We start from the raw sequence: 22789 nt of genomic DNA, 5'->3' as shown, positions 1-22789 counted from the left end.
TTCTAGAAAATTACATATTATGGTCATTACTGTTAGATAAAATAGAACAATGGCTCAACTGAACCTTCATCATCTCCGCCTGTTTCGCGCCGTCGCCCGCGACGGCACGCTGACCGGCGCCGCGCGCGGCCTCAACCTGTCGCAATCGGCGCTGTCCACGCAGTTGCGCACGCTCGAGGCGGCGCTCGGGCACGACCTGTTCGAGCGCCGCGGGCGCGGCCTCGTCCTTACCGAGGCGGGCCGCATCGCGCTCGATCATGCCGAGGCGATCTTTCGCACCGCCGACGACCTGACCGCTACGCTGGCGCAGGCCCCCGGCTCGCGCCGGGTGCTGCGGGTGGGGGCGCTGTCGACGCTATCGCGCAATTTCCAGATCGGCTTTGTCGGGCCGCTGATCGGGCGCGCCGATGTCGAGGTGGTGCTGCGCTCGGGCGCGCAGGGCGACCTTTTGCGCGGTCTGGAGGCGCTGACGCTGGACATCGTGCTCACCAACCTCGTGCCCGCGCGGGACGCGGGCAGCCCCTATCTCGTACATGCGATCTCGGAACAGCCCGTCAGCCTCGTCGGCACGCCCCCCGGTGCGGACGCGGCGCAGGATGTGGCCGGGATGCTGGCAAGCGAGCCGTTGATCCTGCCCACGCCCGAATCGGCGCTGCGGGCGGCGTTTGACGCGCTGTTGGACCGGCTGGGCGTGGTGCCCCGCATCGCCGCCGAGGCAGACGACATGGCGATGCTGCGCCTGTTGGCGCGCAGCGGTACCAGCCTTGCCGTGATCCCGCCCATCGTGGTGCAGGACGAGCTGGCCTCGGGGATGCTGGTGGAGCGCGCACGGCTGGAGGGGATCACCGAGCGGTTTCTCGCAGTGACGCTGCGCCGCCGATTCCCCAATCCGCTGGTGGCCGAGGTGCTGGACACGGCGTCGGTGTGATACGGCCCTCTTGTCGATTATGGGTCGCCAGCGCCCGGCACCAAGGTGCCGAGCACCGGCGGGAACCCCTCACATCCCCTTGGCGATCTGGCGCAGCTCGAATTTCTGTATCTTGCCGGTCGAGGTCTTGGGCAGTTCCTGAAAGATCACCGCCTTGGGCGTCTTGAACCCGGCCAGCCGCTCGCGGGAGAACGCGATGAGGTCAGCCTCGCCAACTTCGGCCCCGTCCTTTAGCTCGACAAAGGCGCAGGGCACCTCGCCCCACTTGTCGTCGGGTTTCGCCACCACGGCACACAGCAGCACTGCCGGGTGCCGCATCAGCACGCCCTCCACCTCGACGGAGCTGATATTCTCGCCGCCCGAGATGATGATGTCCTTGGCGCGGTCGGCGATCTTGAGATAGCCGTCGGGATGCTGGAACGCGATGTCGCCGGAATGGAAATACCCGCCCGCGAACGTCTTCTCGGTGGCCTCGGGGTTCTTCAGGTACCCTTTCATCACGCTGTTGCCGCGAATCATGATCTCGCCGAGGCTCTCGCCGTCCATCGGGATCTGCTCCATCGTCTCGGGGTCCATCGCCGTGATGTCCTCCATCATCGGCATGAGGATGCCGGTGCGTGCCTTGATGGCATAGCGCTCGTCGTCGGACAGACCGTCCCAGCCGTGCTGCCACAGGCACTCGGTGACATGGCCATAGGTCTCGGTCAGGCCATAGACCTGCGTCACGGTAAAGCCCAGCGGCTCTATCGCCGCCAACGTCGCGGCGGGCGGCGGGGCACCGGCGGTGAACACGTCCACCACGTGGTCGAAGTCGCGCCGCTCGTCGTCGCGGGCGTTGACGATCATGTTGAGCACGATGGGCGCACCGCCGAAATGCGTCACCCCCTCGTCGGCGATGGCGTCATAGATGGCGCGGGCGTTGATGTCGCGGCAGCAAACCACGGTACCGCCCAGCATCGGCATCAGCCAGACATGGTTCCAGTTGTTGCAATGAAACAGCGGCACGATGGTCAGGTACTTGGGATAGCGCGGCAATTGCCAGCTCACCACCGTGCCCATCGTCATCAGATAGGCGCCACGATGGTGACAGACCACGCCCTTGGGCCGCCCGGTGGTCCCCGAGGTATAGTTGAGCGCGAGGCTCTCCCACTCGTCCTCGGGCATGATCCAGGAAAACTCCGGGTCGCCGGTGGCGAGAAACTCCTCGTAGCTCATGTAATCGGAATGCGCGTGCACGCCCGCGCCGTCATCGGGCACCTCGATGATCGCGGGGGCGGGCCGTTCCATGATCTCGATCGCCGCGCTGAGGGTCGGCAGGAACTGCGTGTCGCACAGCACCACCCGTGCCTCGCCGTGATCGAGGATATAGGCGATGGTGTCGGCCTCGAGCCGCGTATTGATCGCGTTGAGCACCGCCCCCGCCGCCGGCACGCCGAAATGCGCCTCGCAATGGGCGGGAATGTTGGGCAGGATGCTGGCCACCACGTCGCCCGGCTCGACCCCGATATTCACCAGCGCCGAGGCAAGCTGCGAGACGCGCGCGTGATACTCGGCATAGGTCTTGCGGTGACCGTGATAGACCACCGCCTCGCGGTCGGGAAAGACATGTGCGGCCCGCTTCAGGTGCGACAACGGTGTGAGCGGCACGAAATTCGCCGCCGTCTTGCCGAGTCCGGTCTCGTCCTTCATCCAGCCCATCGCACGCCTCCCCTACTTGCGTCACACGCCTTTAGGCGATTAGCAGGAAGCATCGCTCTGAGGTCAAGAGCGCGTTGGCCAAGCGGCCCCGGATTGTTCCCATTCAGCCTGAAAGCCCGGCCATGCCGCAGACGATCCGCCATTCCTCGGCCGTCACCGGCTGCACCGAGAGGCGCGAGTTGCGCACCAGCACCATCTCTGACAGGCGCGGATCGGCCTTGATCATATCGAGCGTCGCGGGCTCTCGCGCACTCTCCAGCGCCTTGATGTCCACACACTCCCAGCGCGGATCGTCGGTGGTGCTGTCGGGATGCGCCTCGGCGATCACCTCTACCGTGCCGACAACCGCCTTTTCCTTTTGTGAATGGTAGAAAAACCCGCGATCGCCCACCGCCATCTCGCGCATGAAATTGCGTGCCTGGTAGTTGCGCACACCGTCCCATTCCTCGCCGGTCTCGCCCTTGGCAAGCTGATCCTGCCATGACCAGGTGGACGGCTCGGACTTGAACAGCCAGTAGCGCATCAGATCACCTTCTTCCACGGGATCAGCTCGACGCCGGAAAACAGCTCGGCCTTGGCATAGGGGTCGTTGTTGGCCCAGTCCTGCGCCGCCTTCATGTCCTCGACATCGAGGATGACCAGCGAGCCCACCATTTCGCCCTCGTCATTCAGCAGCGGCCCGGCCTGCGACACCACGCCGGTCTCCTTGAGATAGGCGACATGGGCGTCGCGGTTGTCTAGACGGGTTTGCAGGGCGCCGGGCTTGTCGCGGGCGATAAGGGCAATCAGCATCATTCTTCCTTCAGTGGCCTGGACAGCAGCATATCCACCGCCTGCGCCACGCGCAATTCACCTGCGACCAGCGCGGCCACCGCCGCCGTCACCGGCATGTCGAGGCCCAGCGCGCGCGCGCGGCCCAGCACCGCCCGCGCCGTCGCCGCCCCCTCCACGGTGATCGCCGGGTCAAAGGCATCGCCCCGCCCCAGGCTCTCGCCGTAGCGATAGTTGCGCGACTGAGCGCTCGTGCAGGTTAGCGCCAGGTCGCCGAACCCCGACAGCCCTGCCAGCGTCTCAGGGCCCGCGCCCAAGGCATGGGCCAGCCGGTTCATCTCGGCGAAACCACGGGTCATCAGCGCGGCGCGCGCACTCTCGCCCAGGCCCGCGCCCATCACCGCGCCGCAACCGATGGCGATCACGTTCTTGAGCGCCCCGCCCAGTTCCGCGCCGATGGTATCGGTGGTGCGGTAGAGACGCAGGGTGGGTGTGGTGAGCGTGGATTGCAGCGCCTCTCCGGCCGCCGCATCGGCACAGGCCAGCGTTAGCGCCGTGGGCAGACCAAGGGCGATGTCGCGCGCGAAACTGGGGCCGGTGAGGATCGCAGGGGTGGCCTGCGCGCAGATCTGCGCGATGAGTCCGGTGGGGCCGAGGCCGGTGGCGAGGTCCATTCCCTTGCAGCAGGCGACGAGGGGTCGCGACCCGAGCGCGTCGTGATGATCGCGGAGAAAACCCCCCAGCGTCTGCATCGGCATCGCCAGCAGGCAGGGGGTATCGCCGCCGGGCACCTCGCCCGAGACCACGGTGATCGCACCGGGCAGGGCGATATCGGGCAGGCGGCGATCGTTGCGGCCCGTTGCGCGCATCTCGGCGGCATGGGCCGCGTCGCGCGCCCAGAGCGTGACGGGGCCGTTTTGCGCCAGTGTCACCGCCAGGGCCGTGCCGAACGCCCCCGCGCCGCAAACCAGGATCATGCCTTGGCCCCCTTCTTGCCGCTGCCCAGCATCGCCGGGCTTGCCGCATCCAGCGGCCATCGCGGTCGCGCGGCAAGCGTCATGTCATCGCGATGGCCCGACCGGTAGAGCGCGCCGCCGGCATAGGCGATCATCGCCGCGTTGTCGGTGCATAACTCAAGCGGTGGCGCAAGGAAGCGCGCGCCCGCCTGCGCCGCCACGTCTTTCAGGGCCGCACGAACGGGGCCGTTGGCCGCAACGCCGCCCGCCACCGCGATGAGCGGCGCAGGCGGCGCCTCCTCCATGTAGAGCGCCAGCGCGCGCCGGGTCTTTTCCGCCAGCACGTCGCAGACCGCCGCCTGAAACCCGGCGCAAAGATCGGCCCTATCCTGCCGCGTCAGCCCGCCCTTTTCCGCAACGACCGCATCGCGCGCGCGCAGCACCGCCGTCTTGAGCCCGGAAAAGGACAGATCGCACCCCGCCCGGTCCAGAAGCGGGCGCGGGAACCGGAACCGGCCCGCGTCGCCCACCGCGGAGGCGCGCTCCACCTCCGGGCCGCCGGGCTGCGGCAGGCCCAGAAGCCGCGCCACCTTGTCGAACGCCTCGCCCGGCGCGTCGTCGATGGTGCCGCCAAGGCGGCTGAAATCATCCGGCCCGCGCACGATGAGGAACTGGCAATGCCCGCCCGAGACGAGCAGCATGAGATAGGGAAAACCCGCTTTGTCTGTAAGCCGGGGTGTCAGCGCATGGCCCGCGAGGTGGTTGACCCCGACGAGCGGCAGGCCAGCGCCAGCGGCGATCCCCTTGGCGCACATCACCCCGGCGAGCACCCCGCCGATCAGCCCCGGCCCGGCGGTGACTGCCACCACGTCCACATCGGCAAGCGTCAGCCCCGCACGCGCCATAGCCTCGCGCACCGCAAGATCGAGCTTTTCGGCATGGGCGCGGGCCGCGATCTCTGGCACCACGCCGCCGAAATCCGCGTGCAGCGCCGTCTGCCCGTGCACCACCGAGGACAACACTTGCGCAGAGTCGCCGTCGAGCCGCACCAACGCGGCGGCGGTATCGTCACAACTGCTCTCGATCCCGAGTATGGTCAGCGGCGTGCTCATCCCGGCCCTGCTGCATTGCCCCGCGCGTCTGCGGCAGGTAACACCTTATCAGGAGGCTAACAACTGCGGAGCGATCATGCCCCTGCGCCTGCTCATCACCCGGCCCGAACCCGCCGCGACCCGCTTCGCGGGGGAATTGCGGGCAGCGTTTCCGGGGGCAGAGGTGCTCGTCTCGCCACTCATGCACATCACTTATGACGGCACTCTTCCCGCGCTTGCCCCCGGCGAGGTGCTCATCTTCACCTCGCGGCACGGGGTCGAGGGATTTTGCCGCCTGTCGCCCCGGCGCGACCTGCCCGCCTGCATCGTGGGCGAGGCCACGGCAGAGGAGGCGAGGCAGCGAGGCATTTCAGTGATCGCGGTGGCCGAGGATGCCGAGGCCCTGCTCTACCTTCTCGCCGACGAAGGGGTGGCGGGGCCGTTCCTGCACGCGCGCGGCGCGCATGTAGCCGCCGATATCGTCGGCGCGCTGCGGCAGGCGGGCCACGCCGCGCGTGAGGCGGTGGTCTATGACCAACAGGCGCTGCCGCTGAGCGACGCCGCCCGCACCATGCTGGAGGGTGACGCCCCCGTGATCCTTCCCCTGATGTCGCCGCGCAGCGCCGTGCTCTTCTTTGACGTGGCGGGCACCCCGCGCGCACCGCTCTTCGTCGCGGCGATCAGCCGCAACGTGGCCGCACGCGTCCCCGACGGCGTTGCACATCGCGTGGCCGTGGCCCGCACGCCGGATGCCCGCGCATTGCGCATCGTGCTGAACGATCTGGCGAAACACGCCAAGCGGGTTGAGAGCCACAAGGGGGCACAGTAAGGTCAGGTTGACAGTCGAGCGTGACAAGATTCGAGAAGGTGGCGTGCCGTGGCAAGAAAGAAGAAGTCCGAGACGGACAAACCCGACGCGCCCGAAGGCGCAGCCGAGGATGTGACCGCCCCCTCCGCCGCGGCGCAAGACACGCCCGAGACCACCGAAACGCAAGCGCCCGACACTGCATCGGATGCCGCCCTTTCCAAGGCGGGCGAGGACACGGTCGAGGATACCTCCGCCACTGACGCGCCTGAGCAGGACTCCCCCGAAGCTGAAGAGGCACAGGAAACGGAAAGCGAGGTGACCGAGGGCGGAGCCACACCTGACGCAGAGCCCGCAGACGACGCCGCGACGCCGGAGGGCGAGACCTCCACGTCCCCATCGGACGAAACGGGTGAAACCCCGCAAGGCGAGGACGGAGAACACCCGGCAGAAGAGACCGGCCCACCGTCCCCTGAGCATAATGAAGAACCCACACCCGTGGTGCGTACCGAGCAGGTCACGGTGCGGCAGGGCGGGTTTTGGTCGATGTTGATCGGCGGGGTCGCGGCAGCGGGGATCGGCGTGGCGGCGGCCCCTTATATCTACCCTCACCTGCCGGTCGGGCAGGAGGCCGCACCCGCACCCACGCCCGCCGATGACGGGATCGAGACGCGGCTCGACGCGCAGGCACAGCGGATTTCCGATCTCGGGGCACGGATCGACGGGTTGCCGGAGCCGGCAGATCCCTCCGACGAGCTGTCCGGGCTGAGCGAGACCGTGACATCCTTGGCCGAACGGGTCGCGAACCTGGAGGTTCAGCTCTCGAACCTCGAGGTTCCGCAGGTGCCCGAGGCCCTGGATACCGCCGCCACCGACGCGGCGCTCGACGAACTGCGCGACAGCCTCGCCGCGCAAAGCGCCGAGATCGAGGACTTGCGGGCGACGCTAGAGGCCGAGGAGCAGGCGGCCCGCGACAGTGCCCGCGCGACACTGCAGCGTGCGGCGCTCACTCGGGTGATGACTGCGCTTGACACCGGCGACGCCTTCGACACCGCGCTCACCGATCTGCGCGACACGGGGGCCACGGTGCCCGATGCACTCGCCGAGGTGGCCGAGACCGGCGTGCCGACCCGGGCGCAGCTTGTCGAGAGCTTCCCCGAGGCTGCGCGCGCGGCGCTGGCGACGGCGCGCGCCTCGGATACCGGCGACGGCGCGTCGGTCGGCGATTTCCTGCGCGCGCAGCTCGGTATCCGGTCGCTCAAGCCGCGCGAGGGCGATGGACCGGACGCCATCCTGTCGCGCGCCGAAGCCGCGCTGGCAGAGGGGCGGACCGGCGATGCGCTGGCCGAGATCGAGACCTTGCCGAAGGACGCGCGCGCCGCCATGTCCGGCTGGGCGGCCAATGCCGCCGCGCGACGCGACGCACTGGCCGCCGCCGAGGCGCTGTCGGCGGAACTGAATTGAGTTTGAAAGGGCGGGTCTGATGCTTTGGTCCATCGTGAAGGTTGCAGTGTTCATCGCCCTTGTCGGGGCCATCACCTTCGGGGCGTCCTACCTGCTCGAACTCGAAGGCGGCGTGCGCATCGTCATGGCCGGGATCGAGGTCAACCTCACGCCCATCAAGGCGGTGATCGCGCTGGGCATCCTGGTGTTTGCGATCTGGCTGCTGATGAAGCTGGCAGGGATGCTGGTGGCGGTGCTGCGCTTTATCAACGGCGACGAGACAGCGCTGTCTCGCTATTTCGATCGCAACCGTCAGGAAAAGGGCTATCGCGCGTTGGGCGAGGGCGTGCTGGCGCTTGCCTCGGGCGAGGGTGACAAGGCCGTCCTGCAGGCAGCCAAGGCAGAGAAATTTCTGCACAAACCCGCGCTCACCGATCTCATCACCGCTCAGGGCGCGGAGATGGCGGGCGACAAGGCAAAGGCCGAAGCGGCGTTCAAACGCCTGCTCACCAACGAGAAAACCCGCTTCGTTGGGGTGCGCGGCATCCTGCGGCAAAAGCTGGAGGCCGGTGAGACCGACGCCGCGCTCAAGCTGGCCAAGACCGCGTTCGCGCTCAAGCCCCGGCAGGTCGAGATACAGGACACGCTGTTGCAGCTTCAGGCCGACAAGAGCGACTGGAAGGGCGCGCGCGCCACGCTGGGTGCCAAGCTCAAATACGGCGCACTGCCGCGCGACGTGCACAAGCGGCGCGATGCCGTTCTGGCGCTGTCGGAGGCACGCGACGTGCTGGACCAAGGCAAGACAATCGAGGCGCGCGAGGCGGCGATAGAGGCCAACCGGATGTCACCCGACCTCGTCCCGGCTGCCGTACTGGCCGCGCGCGGCTATGTCGAGGCGGGCAAGAAGCGCGCCGCCGTGCGCGTCATCAACAAGGCCTGGCTGATGCGGCCGCATCCCGACCTCGCCGCCGCCTTCGCGTCGATCGAGCCGGACGAGACGCCGCAGGCGCGGCTCAAGCGCTTCGCCAAGCTGCTCAAGGTGCATCCTGACGACCGCGAGACGCGGCTTCTGGAGGCGGAACTGTGCCTCGCGGCAGAGGATTTCCCGGCGGCGCGGCGCGCGCTCGGCGACCTCGCGGAGGTGGAGCCGGACGCCCGCGTGCTGACGATCATGGCGGCGATCGAGCGCGGCGAGGGTGCGTCGGATGCCGTGGTCAAGGGCTGGCTGGCGCGGGCGCTGGGCGCGCCGCGCGGCCCGCAATGGTGCTGCGACAACTGCCAGCACATCCATGCCGAGTGGCAGCCCGTCTGCGAGAACTGTCATTCATTCGATACGCTGAGCTGGCGTGCGCCGCCCGATACGGCGGTGAGCACGCCCACCGGGCTGGAGATGCTGCCGCTGCTGATCGGTCCGGTCGAAGAGCCGGCGGAAGAGGACACCGCCACTGAGGACACCGCCGAAGAGGACGAGACGGTGCCCGATGCCGAGATCGTCGAGGACGCCCCCGGGACGGATGAAGCGGAACCGGCCGGGGAGCGGCGGTGACGGCTTCGCGATGCGCCTGACACTCCGGGCTCTGGTCGTTCTGACGGCACTGGGCGTCATTCTTGGCGTATTTCTGATCTCGCTCGGCTTCTTCCGCTCGGAAGAACAGGCCAAGGCGGAGGGCCGCCTGTCGCTCTATCGCAGCATGGTGATATCGGAGATCGAGCGGTTTTCGCACCTGACCTATGTGTTGGCGCGGGACCGGCATGTGATGGACACCGCCGCCGGGCGCGCAACGGATGTGCTTGACCGCAGGCTTGCGGCCTTTGCCGCGGAATCGGGGCTCGACGCGATCTATCTCATGCGCCCCGACGGCGTGACCATCGCCGCCTCCAATGCCGGGACACCGGAAAGCTTTGTGGGCCAAGATTACGCATTCCGGCCCTATTTCCAGACCGCGCTCGCCGGTGGACAGGGACGGTTCTACGGGATCGGGGCGACGACCGGCCTGCCGGGTTATTTCATTGCAGATCCGGTACGCGGACCCGGCGGAGAGACTCTGGGCGTGATCGCGATCAAGCTTGACCTTACCGATCTGGAGGAGACGTGGCGCGCGGCGGGAGAGCAGGTATTGCTCGCCAACCGCGACGGCGTGGTTCTGTTGTCCTCCGATCCCGGCTGGCGGTATCGCGCGCTCGGCACGCTGGATACGGAACAGCGCGCGCGGATCGCGCAGGACCGGCAATTTCCGGGGCAGGCGCTCGCACCGCTCGACTGGCGGCCCGCAGACAATAGGCGCGCCGTGATCGGAGGGGCGGAGCGGCTGCACCTCTCCGGCATGTTGACCCCGCATGGATGGGTTCTGCACTACTTTGCCGATGACAGCGCCGCTGTCACGCGAAGCTGGCTTCTGGCCGGGATCGTGACGACACTGGCCGGAGGTGGGTTGCTTGCGTCGCAGGTGCGGCGCACGCGGCGGATCGGGGCGGCACTGCGCCGGTCCGAGGCGGAGGAGGCACAGCTTCGCGAGGCCAACGAACGGCTGGCAGTCGAGATCGAGGAACGCCGCGCAGCCGAACGGCGGCTGGCGCGGACGCAGGACGAGCTTGAGCGCGCAAGCCGTCTGGCAGCGCTGGGACAGTTGGCCGCCTCTGTCACGCATGAGCTTGGGCAGCCAATCGCGGCAATGCGCAATCATCTGACGGCGGCGGAGATCGGGGGGCAGAGCGAGGGGCGGCTCGCACCGCGGATCGCCGCTATCGTTGATCGGATGGAGGGGATTACCCGGCAGCTCAAGTTCTTTGCCCGCAATGACCGCGAGGAATTCGGCCCGGTCGACCTGTTCGCCGCGGTGCAAGCAGCGCTGGCGCTGGTGGAACCCAATATCGCACGGGTCGCGGCCACGGTATCGGTGACCGCCCCTGATCAACCGGTGACGGTGCGCGGCAATCAGCTTCGGATCGAACAGGTGCTGACCAACGTGCTGCGTAACGCTATCGACGCGGTCGAAGATCGCGACGTGCGAAGGATCGAGGTGCGGGTCGCGCTGCGCGACGGCGCGGGTCGGGTCGAGGTGCGCGATACCGGCCACGGGCTGGGACAGGCGCGGCTCGAGGACTTGCAGGAGCCGTTTGTCACGACCCGCGAAAGCGGGCGCGGCATGGGGCTCGGGCTTGCCATCTCGGCCAATATTGTTCGCGCGCATGAGGGGCGGATCAGCGCCCGCGACGCCGAAGGCGGCGGCGCGGTGTTCTGCATCGACATCCCGCTGGAACGCGACGACGCCGGAGCGAGCGCGGCGTGAGCGGCCCGGCGATTCCCCGCATCCTCGTTGTCGAGGATGACCGCGCAATGCGCCTGTCGCTGGTCGACCTGCTCGATGCGTCGGGCTGGCAGGTGGAGGCAATGCCGCGTGCCGAGCGTCTGATCGAGCGGTTGGCGGAGTTTCAGCCGGATGTGATCCTGTCGGATGTGCGGATGCCGGGCATGTCGGGGCTCCAGCTTCTGGACAGCCTGGACCGCGATCTCGCGCCGCCGCTGGTGCTGATTTCGGCGCATGGCGATATCGCGATGGCCGTCGATGCGATGCAGCGCGGCGCCTATAGTTTCGTCGAAAAGCCCTATGAGCCGCGCCGCTTGCTCAACATCCTGCGCCATGCCGCCGATCAGCACGCGATGCGCCGCACCAATGCGCGGCTCAAGACGCGGCTGATGCAACTATCGGGGCTGGACCGGGTGCTGCTCGGGCAGACGCCCGAGACCGTTGCCCTGCGCGAGGACGTTCTGGACCTGTCGCAGAGCGGCGCGGCGGTGATGTTGCAGGGCGAGACCGGCACCGGCAAGGAACTGGTGGCGCGGGCGCTGCACGATCTGGGCGCGGATGCGACGGGGCCATTCGTGGCGCTCAACTGCGCCGCGCTCGCGGTTGAGGGCTTCGAGGCCGAGATGTTCGGCACCGGGGGCGGAGCCAAAGGACGGTTGCAGGGTGCGGATGGCGGCACGCTGTTCCTGGATGAAATCTGCACCTGCCCGATGCCGGTGCAGGCCAAGCTGTTGCGGGTGATCGAGGACAAGCAGGTTCTGCCGCTGGGGGCGGAGACGCCAGTGCCGCTGTCGTTCCGGGTGATCTCGGCGACCAACGAGGACGCCGAAGAGGCGGAGCGCGAAGGGCGGCTGCGTGCCGATCTGCTCTATCGGCTCAATACCACGGTGATCACCCTGCCCACGCTGCGGCAGCGGCGGGATGACGTGATGCTGCTGGCGGCGCGGTTCCTTGACGAGTTCGCCCGCGTCTACGAGACCCGCGTGCCCGACCTGACGCCCGAGGACAGCGCCGCGCTGCTGGCTCATGACTGGCCGGGCAATGTGCGCGAACTGCGCAATGTCTGCGAGCGCCGGGTGCTCATGGCGCGGCGCGGCGGAGGTTCGGTCGCGCAGGCACTGCGGCGCGATTCGGTGAGCGACGATGTGCCTGACACGCTGCGCGCCGCCGTCGCAGCGTTTGAGCGCGAGTTGATCGCCAAGGCGATCACCGCACACGAGGGCCGGATGGACGCGGTGGCGGAAACGCTCGGCATCGGGCGACGCACCCTCAACGAGAAGATCGTCAAGCTGGGACTGGACAAGGAGGCGCTGCTGTAGTCACCTTGCGGATATCCGCAGGGCGGCTGCCGGGGCATGCGCGGTTTTCTTCATAGCCATCGGGACGGGCATGTCCCAAGGTAGCGGCCATCATGACGCATGAAATCTGGGAGGAAAACCATGCAGAAATATCTCAGCTATACCGCCGTGGCTGCAATCAGCCTTGCCTTTGCCGGTGAGGCGATGGCAACCGAGTGGAATGTTTCGCTCTGGGGCAAGCGCCGCGCATTCACCGAGCATGTCGAGAAGCTGGCCGAGCTTGTGAGCGCCAAGACCGACGGCGATTTCACCCTCAACATCAGCTATGGCGGCCTCAGCAACAACCGCGAGAACCTCGACGGTATCTCCATCGGGGCGTTCGAGATGGCGCAGTTCTGTGCCGGCTATCACCGCGACAAGAACCCGTCTATCACCGTGCTGGAGCTGCCTTTTCTGGGCGTCGAGACGCTGGAGCAGGAGCGCAAGCTGTCGATGGCGCTCTACGATCACCCGGCAGTCGAGGCCGATCTCGCGCGCTGGAACGCGACGCTGCTGATGCCTTCGCCGATGCCGCAATACAACCTCGTGGGCATGGGCGACGCCCCCCGCAGCCTTGATGATTTCGAGGGGCTGAGCGTGCGCGCCACCGGCGGGATCGGTGCGGCGATGGAGGCCGTAGGCGCGGTGCCCACCTCGATGACCGCAACCGAGGTGCGGCAGGCGATGGACAGTGGCGTGGTCAAGGCCGTGGCCTTTGCCCCGCACGCGCACATGGCCTTCGGCACCATCGAGAACGGCGACTGGTGGACCGCGAACCTCAACCCCGGCACGGTTAATTGCCCGGTCGTGGCCAATACCGATGCGCTCGAAGGTTTGTCTGACGAGCATCGCGAGGCGCTGTTGGGCTCGATCGACGAAGCGCTCGACCACTATGTCGACAACTACACGAACAACACGATGGAAGCCTGGGGCCCGGCGCTCGAAGAGCGCGGGATCGAGGTCATCAGCTTCGACGAGGCGTCACTCAAGGCGTTCGAAGAGGCCGTGGCTGGCCCCGCCGCGGCGGCGTGGATCGAGGACATGGGAAACCGCGGCCTGCCCGCGCAGGATCTCTATGACTTCGCCACCGACAAGCTGGCCGAGCTGAAGGGTGGCTCCTGAGCCTGACCTCTCTGGCCCGCTGCGCAAGAACCGCAGCGGGCCGATTCATGCAGGGATAGCGGGGGAGACGAGCGATGGCGGGTGTGGCCTCTGTGCTGTCGGACGACAGCACGCTAAGCAGGCTTGATCTTGGACTCTACCGGGTCGAGCGGCAACTCGCTCTGCTGAGCGGGATCGCGGTGTTCTCGCTCATGGTGCTGGCGGTGGTGTCCGTGGGGGGGCGCAATTTCTTCAATCAACCTCTGCCCGGCTACGTGGACTGGATCGAACAGATCATGCCGCTCATCGCCTTTATGGGCGTGGCCTACACACAGCGCGACGGCGGCCATATCCGCATGGATATCTTCGTCGGTCTGTTTCAGGGCCGCGCGCTATGGCTGATCGAGTTGATCACGACGCTGGCGGTCCTGCTGCTGATGCTGCTGCTGGTCTGGGGAAGCTGGGCGCATTTCGAGCGCAGTTTCGACTGGGACGCGCCACTGTGGAGCCGCGACAGCACGATCGACATCGCCCTGCCGATCTGGCCCGCCAAGATTCTCGCGCCGATTGCCTTTGGCGTTCTGTCGCTGCGGCTGGCACTTCAGGTCTGGGGGTTCGCGCGCGCGCTCGTCACCGGAGCGGAGCGCCCGGTCGCCGTACCGCTGATCGAGGACGTGGCGACACAGGCCGCGCGCGAGGCCGCGCATGTCAGCGGCCATGACGAATAAGGAACCCGCCTGATGGAGCCCATCGAGATCGGACTTGCCGTGACCGGCCTGATGCTGGTCGTCGTCATCCTCGGCATGCGCGTAGCATTTGCCGCCGCGCTGGCCGGGATGCTGGGGCTAATCTGGATATTCTGGTCCAAGAAGGGCTATGCTGGCGACGAATTCATCTGGGCGCTGACAGTCGCGGTCAAGACCGCGGGTCAGGTGCCGCATTCCAAGGTGTCCAGCCAGGCGCTGAGCCTGATCCCGACCTTTATCCTGATCGGATACCTTGCCTATTACGCGGGGCTCACCAAGGCGCTCTTCGAGGCAGCGAAGCGCTGGATCGCCTGGGTGCCGGGGGGCCTCGCGGTCTCGACCGTGTTCGCTACCGCGGGGTTTGCCGCCGTGTCAGGCGCGAGCGTGGCGACGGCGGCGGTGTTTGCCCGGATCGCCATCCCCGAGATGCTCAAGATCGGCTATGACAAGCGCTTTGCCGCTGGCGTCGTGGCGGCGGGCGGAACCCTGGCGAGCCTCATACCGCCATCGGCGCTCCTGGTGATCTACGCGATCATCGTCGAGCAGGACGTGGGCAAGCTCTTGCTCGCGGGCTTCATTCCCGGTGTCTTTTCGGCCTTTGTCTATGCGTTTCTCATCATCGGGCTGGCGCTGACGATCAAGGGGTTCGGCCCCCCGGTGAGCGGCTTTACCTGGCGCGAGCGCTTTGCCTCGCTGCCACCTGCCCTGCCCATCGTCTTCGTCGTCGTGACGATCATCTTCTTCGTCTACAACCCGTTCGGCGGCGATGCCTGGGGCACGCCCACCGAGGGCGGTGCGATCGGGGCCTTTGTCGTGTTCCTCATGGCGGTTTATCGCGGGATGCGCTGGGCGGAGTTGAAGGATGCGCTGCTGGAGACAGCCAAGCTCTCGGTGATGATCTTCACCATCATCTGGGGGGTGCTGATCTATGTGCGCTTTCTCGGCTTCGCCGATCTGCCGTCGGCCTTCGCCGACTGGATCACCTCTCTCGCCCTGTCGCCGATGCTGATCCTGATCTGCATCCTGCTCGCCTATGCGGTGCTGGGCATGTTCATGGATGCAATCGGCATGCTGCTGCTGACGTTGCCGGTGGTCTACCCGGCGGTGATGGCGCTCAACGGCGGGGCGATGGTCTCTGCCGCGGACAGCACCTTCGGCATGTCGGGGCCGATGTGCGCGGTCTGGTTCGGCATCCTCGTCGTGAAGATGGCCGAATTCTGCCTCATCACCCCGCCCATCGGCCTCAACTGTTTCGTGGTGGCCGGCGTGCGGCCCGACCTGAGCGTGCAGGACGTGTTTCGCGGCGTCACACCGTTCTTTGTCGCCGACGCTGTCACTATCGCGCTTCTGGTCGCGTTCCCGGCGATCGTGCTGTGGCTGCCAGGGCTGGCCTGAACCGGTAAAACTTGGCGAATTAACAGCCCGTTAAACGGTCATGTGCTACGCCTTGTTCCGGGTGTGAAACAGGTGGTGAGTTATGGACGCGCGCAGCAATGCGGCGCCGGTCATCATCAAACGGAAGAAGGTCGTGAGTGGCGGCGGGCATCATGGGGGTGCCTGGAAGGTGGCATATGCCGACTTCGTCACCGCGATGATGGCGTTCTTCCTGCTGATGTGGCTTCTTGGCGCGACAACCGAAAAACAACGCAAGGGCATCGCCGACTACTTTAGCCCGACCGTTCCGATAAACCGGGTATCCGGCGGTGGCAGCGGCGCGTTCGGTGGCGATACCGTCTTCTCTGAACAGAGCCTGGCCCAGAGCGGAACCGGCGCGGAGAATCAGCATAGTACCGAAAGCCACCAGGCCCGCGGCGATACCGGCGTGATGAGCGACGGGGCGAGTGTCAGGTTAACCGAAGCGGACGCCGCCGCATTCTCCGAAATCGACGACCGTCTCCGGGGCCGCAGCGGCGAGAGCCTCGCCTCCGATGACGTGCTCCGCCACATCGTGACCCGGGTCACCGACGAGGGGCTCATCATCGAGATATTCGACGTGGGCGACGCGACGCTTTTCGTGTCTGATCAAAGTGAGCCGACCGACACCTTGCGCGAGATCGCACGAGTCATCGCAACGGTAGCCACTCCGATTGTCAACGACATCGCCATCGCCGGACATACCCGCGCGCGGCCTGTCACCCTTGTCGACAACCCGGTCTGGGACCTGTCGGCGGCACGCGCTAACCGGACGCGGATTCTGCTTGAGGATTCGGGGATCGCGCGCGCACGCATGCGTCGGCTCACCGGCCATGCCGACCGCTCTCCGGCAACGGCGGATCCCATGTCGCCGCGCAACAACCGCCTGGAGGTGACTTTCCTGCGATCTCTCTAAAAACACTTGATTTTAGCGATTAGCGCCATGTTAAGGCAACGCGCCTATGACTGTGTCGAGACGATGCTCGATCCAGTTGAAAGGCGTACCCATGACAATTTCCTCTTCCCTGAATGCCGGCGTCGCGGGGCTCAGTGCCAACGCATCCCGCCTGGCGGCGATCTCCGACAATATCGCCAATGCCTCGACCTTCGGCTATCGCCGCGTCGAGACGAGTTTTGACTCGCTTGTCGTCAGTGGCAACGGCGGGAATTACGCGGCGGGCGGCGTGCGCGCGACAACGGAACGGCTCATCGACCAGGGCGGCTCGCTCGTCACAACCGACAACCCCACCGATCTCGCGGTGCGCGGGCGCGGCTTCATACCCGTTGCGTCGAGCAGCGAAGTCGCGGTCTCGAACGGCACGCCGCAGATGCTCCTTACGACGACCGGATCGTTTCGCACCGATGCCGAGGGACGGCTCGTCACGGCGTCTGGCCTGACGCTCCTTGGTTGGCCCGCCAGTCCCGATGGCTCGATTCCCTCTTTCCCGCGGGACACCAGCGAAGGTCTGGTTCCGGTCCAGATCAATGCCAACCAACTGACCAGCGAACCGACAACGGCAATCACCCTCGGTGTCAATCTTCCGGCGACCGAAACCAACGCGGAGGCCGATGGCGCCCCGCAGCAACTGTCGATCGAGTATTTCGATAATCTTGGCCGGTCGGAAACTATCCAAGCGTCCTTCACACCGCAGATTCCGGCAAACGGCACGTCCAATATCTGGACCATGACCCTCAGAGACTCGGCGAGCGGCAATGCCGTCATCGGCGAGTACGAGCTCGAATTCGCCGATTCGCGAGCCGCGGGCGGCACCCTGCTCGACGTGACCACTATCAGCGGCGGGGCTTACGATCCGGCCACGGGCAGCCTGATCGCAACTGTCGACGGGGGGCCGATCGAGATCAGCATCGGTCGCCCGGGCACGACCGAAGGACTCACACAGCTCTCCGACAGCTTCGCTCCGCTCTCCATTTCCAAGGACGGCTCACCCGTCGGGAACATGGTGTCCATCGAGGTGGATGGCAACGGGTTTGTCCACGCCACGTTCGACACCGGTGTGACACGAGCGATCTTCCAGGTTCCGCTCGTCGACCTGCCCAATCCGAATGGGATGGTGGCCCTCGATCGCCAGACCTACCGGCCCTCCCTCGACAGCGGCAGCTTCTTTCTCTGGGATGCCGGCGATGGACCCACCGGCGATCTCATTTCCTTCTCCCGGCAGGGATCGGCCACCGATGTCGCGCGCGAACTCACTGACATGATCCAGACGCAGCGCTCCTATTCTTCCAATGCGCGCGTGATCCAGACCGTCGACGAGATGCTGCAGGAAACGACCAACATCATCCGCTGATTGCCGACCCTCGCGTAAAGGACCAGACCGATGTCCATATCCGCCGCCTTCAACAGTGCCCTGAGCGGGCTGAACGCAAGCTCGCGGTTGACCGACGTGATCTCGGGCAATCTCGCGAATGCGCTCACGCCCGGTTATGCCCCGCGCGAGCTTGGCCTGCAGGCGCAGGGCACACGCGGCGGTGTGGAAGTGACTGGCGTGACGCGCCACGTCGATCCGGTGCTTCTCGGAGATCGACGACTTGCCGACAGCGCGCTGGCCGATGCACAAACGCGCGCTGGCTTTGCCGCCTCCGTCGAGCGTGCGCTGGGTCTGCCGGGCGAGGGCGGCAGCATTGCGGACCGGCTCGCCGCCTTCGAGGCGGCCATCGTCTCGGCCTCGTCCAGGCCCGAGGACGATACACGGCTGGGCGCGGTGCTGAACGAAGCGACGGCGCTCGGCGCGGCGCTGAACGGCGCGGCACGGCAGGTCGAGACCCTGCGCAGCCGGGCCGATGCCGATATCTCCGATGCCGTCGAACGGCTCAATACCGGCCTTGCACAGGTGGCCGAGATCAACACGCAAATCGTCGTCGCGCGATCCTCGGGCCACGACACGGCATCGCTCGAGGATCGACGGCAGCAGGCGATCGACTCGATCTCCGAACTGGTGCCCATCCGGCAACTTGAGCGGTCTCGAGGAGAGATCGCCCTGGTTTCTACCGGCGGTGCGCTGCTGCTCGACGGGCGCCCGGCGCAAATCGGCTTCGAGGCGACACCGCTGGTGGCGGCGCACATGACGGTGCAGAACGGGCTCCTCTCCGGGCTCGAGATCGGCGGGTACCCGGTGCCGACCGGCACGGGCGGCCCGCTCGCAGGCGGATGGCTTGCGGCGCTCATCGACAACCGCGACGCGCTCGGGCTCGACGCGCAACGCGGGCTCGATGCGCTCGCCCGCGACCTCGTCGAGCGGGTCGAGAGCCTCACTCCGCCACCATCACCAGGGGTCTTCACCGATGCCGGAGCCCGCTTCGACCCCGCGGCCGAGGCGGGGCTCGCCGGGCGGATCGCGATCAACCCCGCGGTCAATCCCGAGCGTGGCGGCGCGCTCTTCCGGCTACGCGTCGGACCGGATGCCGTGAGCCCCGGGGCCCCGGCGGACGCCCCGTATCTCGCGGCGCTCGGCAATGTGCTGTCGGCGCGCCAGGCACCGGCACCGGGCGAGGTGCAGCGTGATCTCTCCGGTCATGCCGCCCAGCTCTCGAGCCGGGTCGCGCAGGCACGGCTGACGGCCGAGAATACGACAAGCTTTGCCTCCGGGCAGGCCGGAGAACTGCGCGAGCTGGAACTGCGCGGCGGCGTGGATAGCGATGCAGAGTTGCAGCGGCTGTTGCTCGTGGAGCAGGCCTTCTCGGCCAATGCCCGCATGATCCAGACGCTCGACGACATGATGCAAACCCTTCTGAGGATATGACATGGCCCTGCAATCAATCGGTGATCTCGCCCAAGGCTTCGTTTTGCGACAGCAGGGCGCACATCTTGCCCGCGAGACGACCCGCCTGACCCGCGAGGTGTCGACGGGCCGCACCACGGACACCGCGAGGCACCTGTCCGGCAATCTTGTCCCTCTGGCGGATGTCGAGCGGGCGCTCACCCTGGCGGATGCGCATCGGGACGTGGCGCGAATCGCTTCGGTGGATGCGGAAATCATGCAGACGGCGCTCGGTCGCGTAGCGGAGAGCGGCGAGGCGCTTGCCCAAGCGGCACTCACAGCCGATTCGGTCGGCGGAGCGATACAATCTACCGTCCTCGCACAGGGGGCGCGCGCCGCCCTGTCGACGATGATCGGGGCGCTCAACACCACCTCGGCGGGCCGCGCCCTGTTCGGCGGCGACCTGGCTGATCGCTCGCCACTCGCCGATACCGACACGCTTTTGCAGGAACTGCACACGGTGCTGACGGCAGCCCCAGACGCAACCACATTGCGGAGCGAGCTTGATGCCTTCTTCGATGCACCGGGCGGCGGGTTTTCCACGGTGGTTTATCGTGGTGGACAGGCGCCGGCGGCGGCTTTTGCGCTCGGTGCGGGAGAGACCGTCGCGCTGCGCATCCACGCAGACGATGCCGCATTGCGAGGCCAGATCAAGCAGGCGGCGATGCTATCACTTCTCGACGACCCGGCTCTCGCGCTTGGCCACGAAGACCGCGCCGCCCTTGTCCGCGACATGGGGACGGGGCTTCTCTCCGGGCAGGACGGGGTAACGCGGCTGCGCGCGCAGCTCGGTTTTGCCGAGGAGCGGATCGCGCAGGCCCGGAGCCGGATCGACGCCGAGATCACAAGCCTTGGGATAGCGCGCAACGATCTCGTCTCGGTGGATATCTTCGAGAGCGCGACGGCACTCGAACAGGTGCAGTCCCAACTGGAGACACTCTATACCATCACAGCGCGCACCGCGCGCCTCAATCTCGCGAGTTTCCTGTCATGACGCCGCCGTTGCGCACGATCCTGGCCTTGTTGCTGATGTGCCTCACGACAGTCCATGCCGCCGGCGCCGGTACGGTCCGGATCAAAGACCTTGTGGAGTTCGACGGGGTACGCGGCAACGATCTGCTTGGCTACGGGCTTGTCGTCGGGCTCAACGGAAGCGGCGACGGCCTGCGCAACTCGCCCTTCACCGAGGAGCTCATGTCCAACATTCTCGAGCGGCTCGGGATCAACGTCACAGGCGAGCAGTTCCGCCCCAAGAATGTCGCCGCCGTGCTCGTCACCGCGGCGCTGCCACCGTTTGCCCGAGCAGGTAGTCAGATCGACGTGACGGTTTCGGCCATCGGCGATGCCAAGAGCCTGCTGGGCGGCACGCTGGTAATGACGCCGCTCAACGCCGCGGACGGCCAGATCTATGCCGTGGCACAGGGCACGATCATCGCCGGTGGAGCGTCTGCCGAGGGCGAGGCGGGTAGCGTTGTGCAGGGCGTGCCGACATCGGGAACCATCCCTTCCGGGGCTCGGGTCGAGCGCGAGGTGGATTTCGATTTCGCAGGGTTGGAAAGCCTGCGGCTCGCGCTGCGCGAGCCGGATTTTACCACCGCGGCCCGAATCGAGCGCGCGATCAACGGAGTCGTGGGCCGGCCTGTGGCGCTGATGCTCGATTCTGGCACCGTGCGGCTCGATATCACGGAGATGCGCGCGCGCTCGCCCGCACACGCGCTCGGTCGGGTAGAGAATCTGATGGTCGAGCCGCAGCGCAAGGCACGGGTCGTGGTCGACCAGAGATCGGGCACCATCGTGATGGGACAGGATGTGCGAATCTCTCGCGTCGCGGTCTCGCAGGGCAACCTGACCCTGCGCATCCAGGAGACCCCGCTCGCCATCCAGCCCAACCCGTTTGCACGGGGCGAGACGGTGGTTGTGCCGCGCACCGAGGCCGAGATCGACGAAGAGCCGGGCATCGGCCTGGCGGAGGTGCCCGAGGGCACCTCGCTCGCCGAGGTGATCGCCGGGCTGAACGCGCTCGGCGTCGCGCCGCGCGACATGATCGATATTCTCAAAAGCATAAAGGCCGCTGGCGCCCTGCACGCCGAGTTCATCGTTCGCTGAGCGCGCTCAGACCACCACGTCGATCTCGGTCTGCGCGCCGACATCGAAGACCCGGCGATAACGGGCAATCTCATCCGGCGGTCCCATCGCCTTGCGGGGATTGTCCGATAGCTTCACGGTCGGGTGCCCCTCGGCAGAAACGGCCTTGCAGACAAGCGAGAAGGGCGCGAGTGCATCGTCACGGGTGAGACCCCGAAAATCGTTGGTAAGCAGCGTGCCCCAGCCGAAGGACGTGCGCACCCGGCCCGCGAAACGCCGGTGAAGCTCGGAGATGCGTGCCACGTCCAGCCCGTCGGAGAAGATGATCATCTTGTCGCGGGGGTCTTCGCCATGCGCTTTCCACCACTCGATCGCGGCCTCTGCCGCCTCGTCGGGCTGACCGGAATCGATACGGATACCCGTCCAGCCTGCGAGCCAATCAGGCGCGTGCCGCAGGAATCCCTCGGTGCCGAACGTGTCGGGCAGAATGATGCGAAGGTTGCCATCGTGCTCCTCATGCCAATCGGCGAGCACCTTGTAGGGTGCGCGGGCAAGCTCGGCGTCAGTCTGTGCAAGTGCGGCATAAACCATCGGCAATTCGTGCGCGTTGGTGCCGATCGCTTCAAGATCGCGATTCTTGGCGATCAGGCAGTTGGAGGTGCCGACGAAGCCGTCGCCAAGACCCTCGCGCATAGCCTGCACGCACCAGTCCTGCCAGAGAAAAGAATGCCGCCGCCGCGTGCCAAAATCGGCGATGCGGAGGCCCTCGAGAGGGCGCAGGAGTTCAACCTTTTCCCACAGCTTGGTCATGGCGCGGGCATAGAGCACCTGAAGCTCGAATTTCTTCATCTTGCCGAGCACGGCGCGCGCCCGAAGCTCCATCAGCACGGCAAGCGCGGGGATTTCCCACAGCATGACCTCGGGCCACGTGCCCTCGAAGGTGAGCTCGTACTGACCGTCGCGCCGCTCGAGGTGATAGGGCGGCAGACGCAACCCCTCGAACCAGTCCATGAACTCGGGTGTGAACATCTGGCGTTTGCCATAGAAGGTATTGCCTCGCATCCACGTGCTCTCGCCGCGCGAGAGCGACAGGGTGCGGATGTGATCCAGTTGTTCGCGCAATTCGCCCTCGTCCACGAGATCGGCAAGCCGGACCGAGGTGGTGCGGTTGATAAGCGAGAAGGTCACGTTCGTGTCGGGCCTGTTTCGGCGCACCGTCTGGCACATCAGCAGCTTGTAGAAATCGGTATCGATGAGCGAGCGGACGATGGGATCCATCTTCCAGCGGTGGTTGTAGACACGGGTGGCGATATCGACCATCGGGCGGC

At 66.6% G+C, this 22789-nt stretch carries 20 protein-coding genes; 14 read left to right on the top strand and 6 right to left on the bottom strand.

Features of this window, described 5'->3' with window-relative positions:
• Positions 1 to 49 precede the first annotated feature (49 nt).
• Entirely contained in the window at positions 50 to 928 is an 879-nt protein-coding gene (locus AC13D8_RS13870; protein WP_129431126.1) for a LysR family transcriptional regulator, read from the top strand.
• A 69-nt stretch (positions 929 to 997) separates the two neighbouring features.
• Here AC13D8_RS13870 and AC13D8_RS13865 read toward each other — a convergent pair whose 3' ends face one another.
• The 5 genes from AC13D8_RS13865 to tsaD form a co-directional block, all read right to left on the bottom strand.
• Complete coding sequence (locus AC13D8_RS13865; protein WP_482969312.1) at positions 998 to 2626, bottom strand: AMP-binding protein; 1629 nt, start codon at positions 2624 to 2626, stop codon at positions 998 to 1000.
• Between the two features lie 103 nt (positions 2627 to 2729).
• Complete coding sequence (locus AC13D8_RS13860; RefSeq protein ID WP_482969311.1) at positions 2730 to 3149, bottom strand: EVE domain-containing protein; 420 nt, start codon at positions 3147 to 3149, stop codon at positions 2730 to 2732.
• Entirely contained in the window at positions 3149 to 3418 is a 270-nt protein-coding gene (locus AC13D8_RS13855; protein WP_129431123.1) for a YciI family protein, read from the bottom strand. The genes AC13D8_RS13860 and AC13D8_RS13855 overlap by 1 nt, the downstream gene beginning before the upstream one ends.
• Complete coding sequence (locus AC13D8_RS13850; RefSeq protein ID WP_482969310.1) at positions 3418 to 4374, bottom strand: NAD(P)H-dependent glycerol-3-phosphate dehydrogenase; 957 nt, start codon at positions 4372 to 4374, stop codon at positions 3418 to 3420. The genes AC13D8_RS13855 and AC13D8_RS13850 overlap by 1 nt, the downstream gene beginning before the upstream one ends.
• A complete protein-coding gene (gene tsaD / locus AC13D8_RS13845; protein WP_482969309.1) occupies positions 4371 to 5465 on the bottom strand; it encodes a tRNA (adenosine(37)-N6)-threonylcarbamoyltransferase complex transferase subunit TsaD in 1095 nt (364 codons plus the stop codon). The genes AC13D8_RS13850 and tsaD overlap by 4 nt, the downstream gene beginning before the upstream one ends.
• 76 nt (positions 5466 to 5541) lie before the next feature.
• Here tsaD and AC13D8_RS13840 point away from each other — a divergent pair, with 76 nt between their 5' ends.
• The 13 genes from AC13D8_RS13840 (at position 5542) to AC13D8_RS13780 (ending at position 21482) form a co-directional block, all read left to right on the top strand.
• Complete coding sequence (locus AC13D8_RS13840; RefSeq protein WP_482969308.1) at positions 5542 to 6273, top strand: uroporphyrinogen-III synthase; 732 nt, start codon at positions 5542 to 5544, stop codon at positions 6271 to 6273.
• Between the two features lie 48 nt (positions 6274 to 6321).
• Complete coding sequence (locus AC13D8_RS13835; RefSeq protein WP_482969307.1) at positions 6322 to 7713, top strand: COG4223 family protein; 1392 nt, start codon at positions 6322 to 6324, stop codon at positions 7711 to 7713.
• 19 nt (positions 7714 to 7732) lie between these two features.
• Complete coding sequence (locus tag AC13D8_RS13830) at positions 7733 to 9238, top strand: heme biosynthesis HemY N-terminal domain-containing protein (protein ID WP_482969306.1); 1506 nt, start codon at positions 7733 to 7735, stop codon at positions 9236 to 9238.
• Between the two features lie 10 nt (positions 9239 to 9248).
• Positions 9249 to 10982, top strand: coding sequence for a sensor histidine kinase (locus tag AC13D8_RS13825; protein ID WP_482969305.1), 1734 nt, complete (start codon positions 9249 to 9251; stop codon positions 10980 to 10982).
• Positions 10979 to 12319 carry a sigma-54-dependent transcriptional regulator gene (locus tag AC13D8_RS13820; RefSeq protein ID WP_482969304.1) on the top strand — a complete coding sequence of 447 codons (1341 nt, stop codon included), beginning with the start codon at positions 10979 to 10981 and terminating at the stop codon, positions 12317 to 12319. The genes AC13D8_RS13825 and AC13D8_RS13820 overlap by 4 nt, the downstream gene beginning before the upstream one ends.
• 120 nt (positions 12320 to 12439) lie before the next feature.
• Positions 12440 to 13459 (top strand): C4-dicarboxylate TRAP transporter substrate-binding protein, encoded by a 1020-nt coding sequence (locus AC13D8_RS13815; protein ID WP_482969303.1) that lies wholly within the window; start codon positions 12440 to 12442, stop codon positions 13457 to 13459.
• 74 nt (positions 13460 to 13533) lie between these two features.
• On the top strand, positions 13534 to 14166 hold the full coding sequence (locus tag AC13D8_RS13810; protein ID WP_482969302.1) for a TRAP transporter small permease subunit: 633 nt from the start codon (positions 13534 to 13536) through the stop codon (positions 14164 to 14166).
• Positions 14167 to 14178: 12 nt separating this feature from the next.
• Positions 14179 to 15579 carry a TRAP transporter large permease gene (locus AC13D8_RS13805; RefSeq protein WP_482969301.1) on the top strand — a complete coding sequence of 467 codons (1401 nt, stop codon included), beginning with the start codon at positions 14179 to 14181 and terminating at the stop codon, positions 15577 to 15579.
• An 82-nt stretch (positions 15580 to 15661) separates the two neighbouring features.
• The gene (locus AC13D8_RS13800; protein ID WP_482969300.1) at positions 15662 to 16513 is read left to right on the top strand and encodes a flagellar motor protein MotB; all 852 of its coding nucleotides are present in this window, start codon (positions 15662 to 15664) and stop codon (positions 16511 to 16513) included.
• 91 nt (positions 16514 to 16604) lie between these two features.
• Positions 16605 to 17906, top strand: a complete 1302-nt coding sequence (locus AC13D8_RS13795; RefSeq protein ID WP_482969299.1) for a flagellar hook protein FlgE — start codon at positions 16605 to 16607, stop codon at positions 17904 to 17906.
• A gap of 30 nt (positions 17907 to 17936) precedes the next feature.
• A complete protein-coding gene (flgK, locus tag AC13D8_RS13790) occupies positions 17937 to 19358 on the top strand; it encodes a flagellar hook-associated protein FlgK (RefSeq protein WP_482969298.1) in 1422 nt (473 codons plus the stop codon).
• A gap of 1 nt (position 19359) precedes the next feature.
• On the top strand, positions 19360 to 20370 hold the full coding sequence (locus AC13D8_RS13785; protein WP_482969297.1) for a flagellin: 1011 nt from the start codon (positions 19360 to 19362) through the stop codon (positions 20368 to 20370).
• On the top strand, positions 20367 to 21482 hold the full coding sequence (locus tag AC13D8_RS13780; RefSeq protein WP_482969296.1) for a flagellar basal body P-ring protein FlgI: 1116 nt from the start codon (positions 20367 to 20369) through the stop codon (positions 21480 to 21482). Before AC13D8_RS13785 ends, AC13D8_RS13780 begins: the two co-directional genes overlap by 4 nt.
• Positions 21483 to 21488: 6 nt before the next feature.
• Here the strand turns inward: AC13D8_RS13780 and pncB are convergent, their stop codons facing one another.
• The gene (gene pncB / locus AC13D8_RS13775; RefSeq protein ID WP_482969295.1) at positions 21489 to 22781 is read right to left on the bottom strand and encodes a nicotinate phosphoribosyltransferase; all 1293 of its coding nucleotides are present in this window, start codon (positions 22779 to 22781) and stop codon (positions 21489 to 21491) included.
• Between the last annotated feature and the right edge of the window lie 8 nt (positions 22782 to 22789).

The organism is Roseovarius sp. B-10 (assembly GCF_056859295.1).
The sequence above is the reverse complement of the archived record's forward strand: the minus strand, read 5'-3'. Positions and strand labels throughout refer to the sequence as shown.

Bases quoted from the DNA above. Each gene is read 5' to 3' on its own strand.
- AC13D8_RS13870 (WP_129431126.1), top strand. From the start codon at position 50: ATGGCTCAACTGAACCTTCATCATCTCCGCCTGTTTCGCGCCGTCGCC.
- AC13D8_RS13865 (WP_482969312.1), bottom strand. From the start codon at position 2,626: ATGGGCTGGATGAAGGACGAGACCGGACTCGGCAAGACGGCGGCGAAT.
- AC13D8_RS13860 (WP_482969311.1), bottom strand. From the start codon at position 3,149: ATGCGCTACTGGCTGTTCAAGTCCGAGCCGTCCACCTGGTCATGGCAG.
- AC13D8_RS13855 (WP_129431123.1), bottom strand. From the start codon at position 3,418: ATGCTGATTGCCCTTATCGCCCGCGACAAGCCCGGCGCCCTGCAAACC.
- AC13D8_RS13850 (WP_482969310.1), bottom strand. From the start codon at position 4,374: ATGATCCTGGTTTGCGGCGCGGGGGCGTTCGGCACGGCCCTGGCGGTG.
- tsaD (WP_482969309.1), bottom strand. From the start codon at position 5,465: ATGAGCACGCCGCTGACCATACTCGGGATCGAGAGCAGTTGTGACGAT.
- AC13D8_RS13840 (WP_482969308.1), top strand. From the start codon at position 5,542: ATGCCCCTGCGCCTGCTCATCACCCGGCCCGAACCCGCCGCGACCCGC.
- AC13D8_RS13830 (WP_482969306.1), top strand. From the start codon at position 7,733: ATGCTTTGGTCCATCGTGAAGGTTGCAGTGTTCATCGCCCTTGTCGGG.
- AC13D8_RS13825 (WP_482969305.1), top strand. From the start codon at position 9,249: ATGCGCCTGACACTCCGGGCTCTGGTCGTTCTGACGGCACTGGGCGTC.
- AC13D8_RS13815 (WP_482969303.1), top strand. From the start codon at position 12,440: ATGCAGAAATATCTCAGCTATACCGCCGTGGCTGCAATCAGCCTTGCC.
- AC13D8_RS13810 (WP_482969302.1), top strand. From the start codon at position 13,534: ATGGCGGGTGTGGCCTCTGTGCTGTCGGACGACAGCACGCTAAGCAGG.
- AC13D8_RS13805 (WP_482969301.1), top strand. From the start codon at position 14,179: ATGGAGCCCATCGAGATCGGACTTGCCGTGACCGGCCTGATGCTGGTC.
- AC13D8_RS13800 (WP_482969300.1), top strand. From the start codon at position 15,662: ATGGACGCGCGCAGCAATGCGGCGCCGGTCATCATCAAACGGAAGAAG.
- AC13D8_RS13795 (WP_482969299.1), top strand. From the start codon at position 16,605: ATGACAATTTCCTCTTCCCTGAATGCCGGCGTCGCGGGGCTCAGTGCC.
- flgK (WP_482969298.1), top strand. From the start codon at position 17,937: ATGTCCATATCCGCCGCCTTCAACAGTGCCCTGAGCGGGCTGAACGCA.
- AC13D8_RS13785 (WP_482969297.1), top strand. From the start codon at position 19,360: ATGGCCCTGCAATCAATCGGTGATCTCGCCCAAGGCTTCGTTTTGCGA.
- AC13D8_RS13780 (WP_482969296.1), top strand. From the start codon at position 20,367: ATGACGCCGCCGTTGCGCACGATCCTGGCCTTGTTGCTGATGTGCCTC.
- pncB (WP_482969295.1), bottom strand. From the start codon at position 22,781: ATGGTCGATATCGCCACCCGTGTCTACAACCACCGCTGGAAGATGGAT.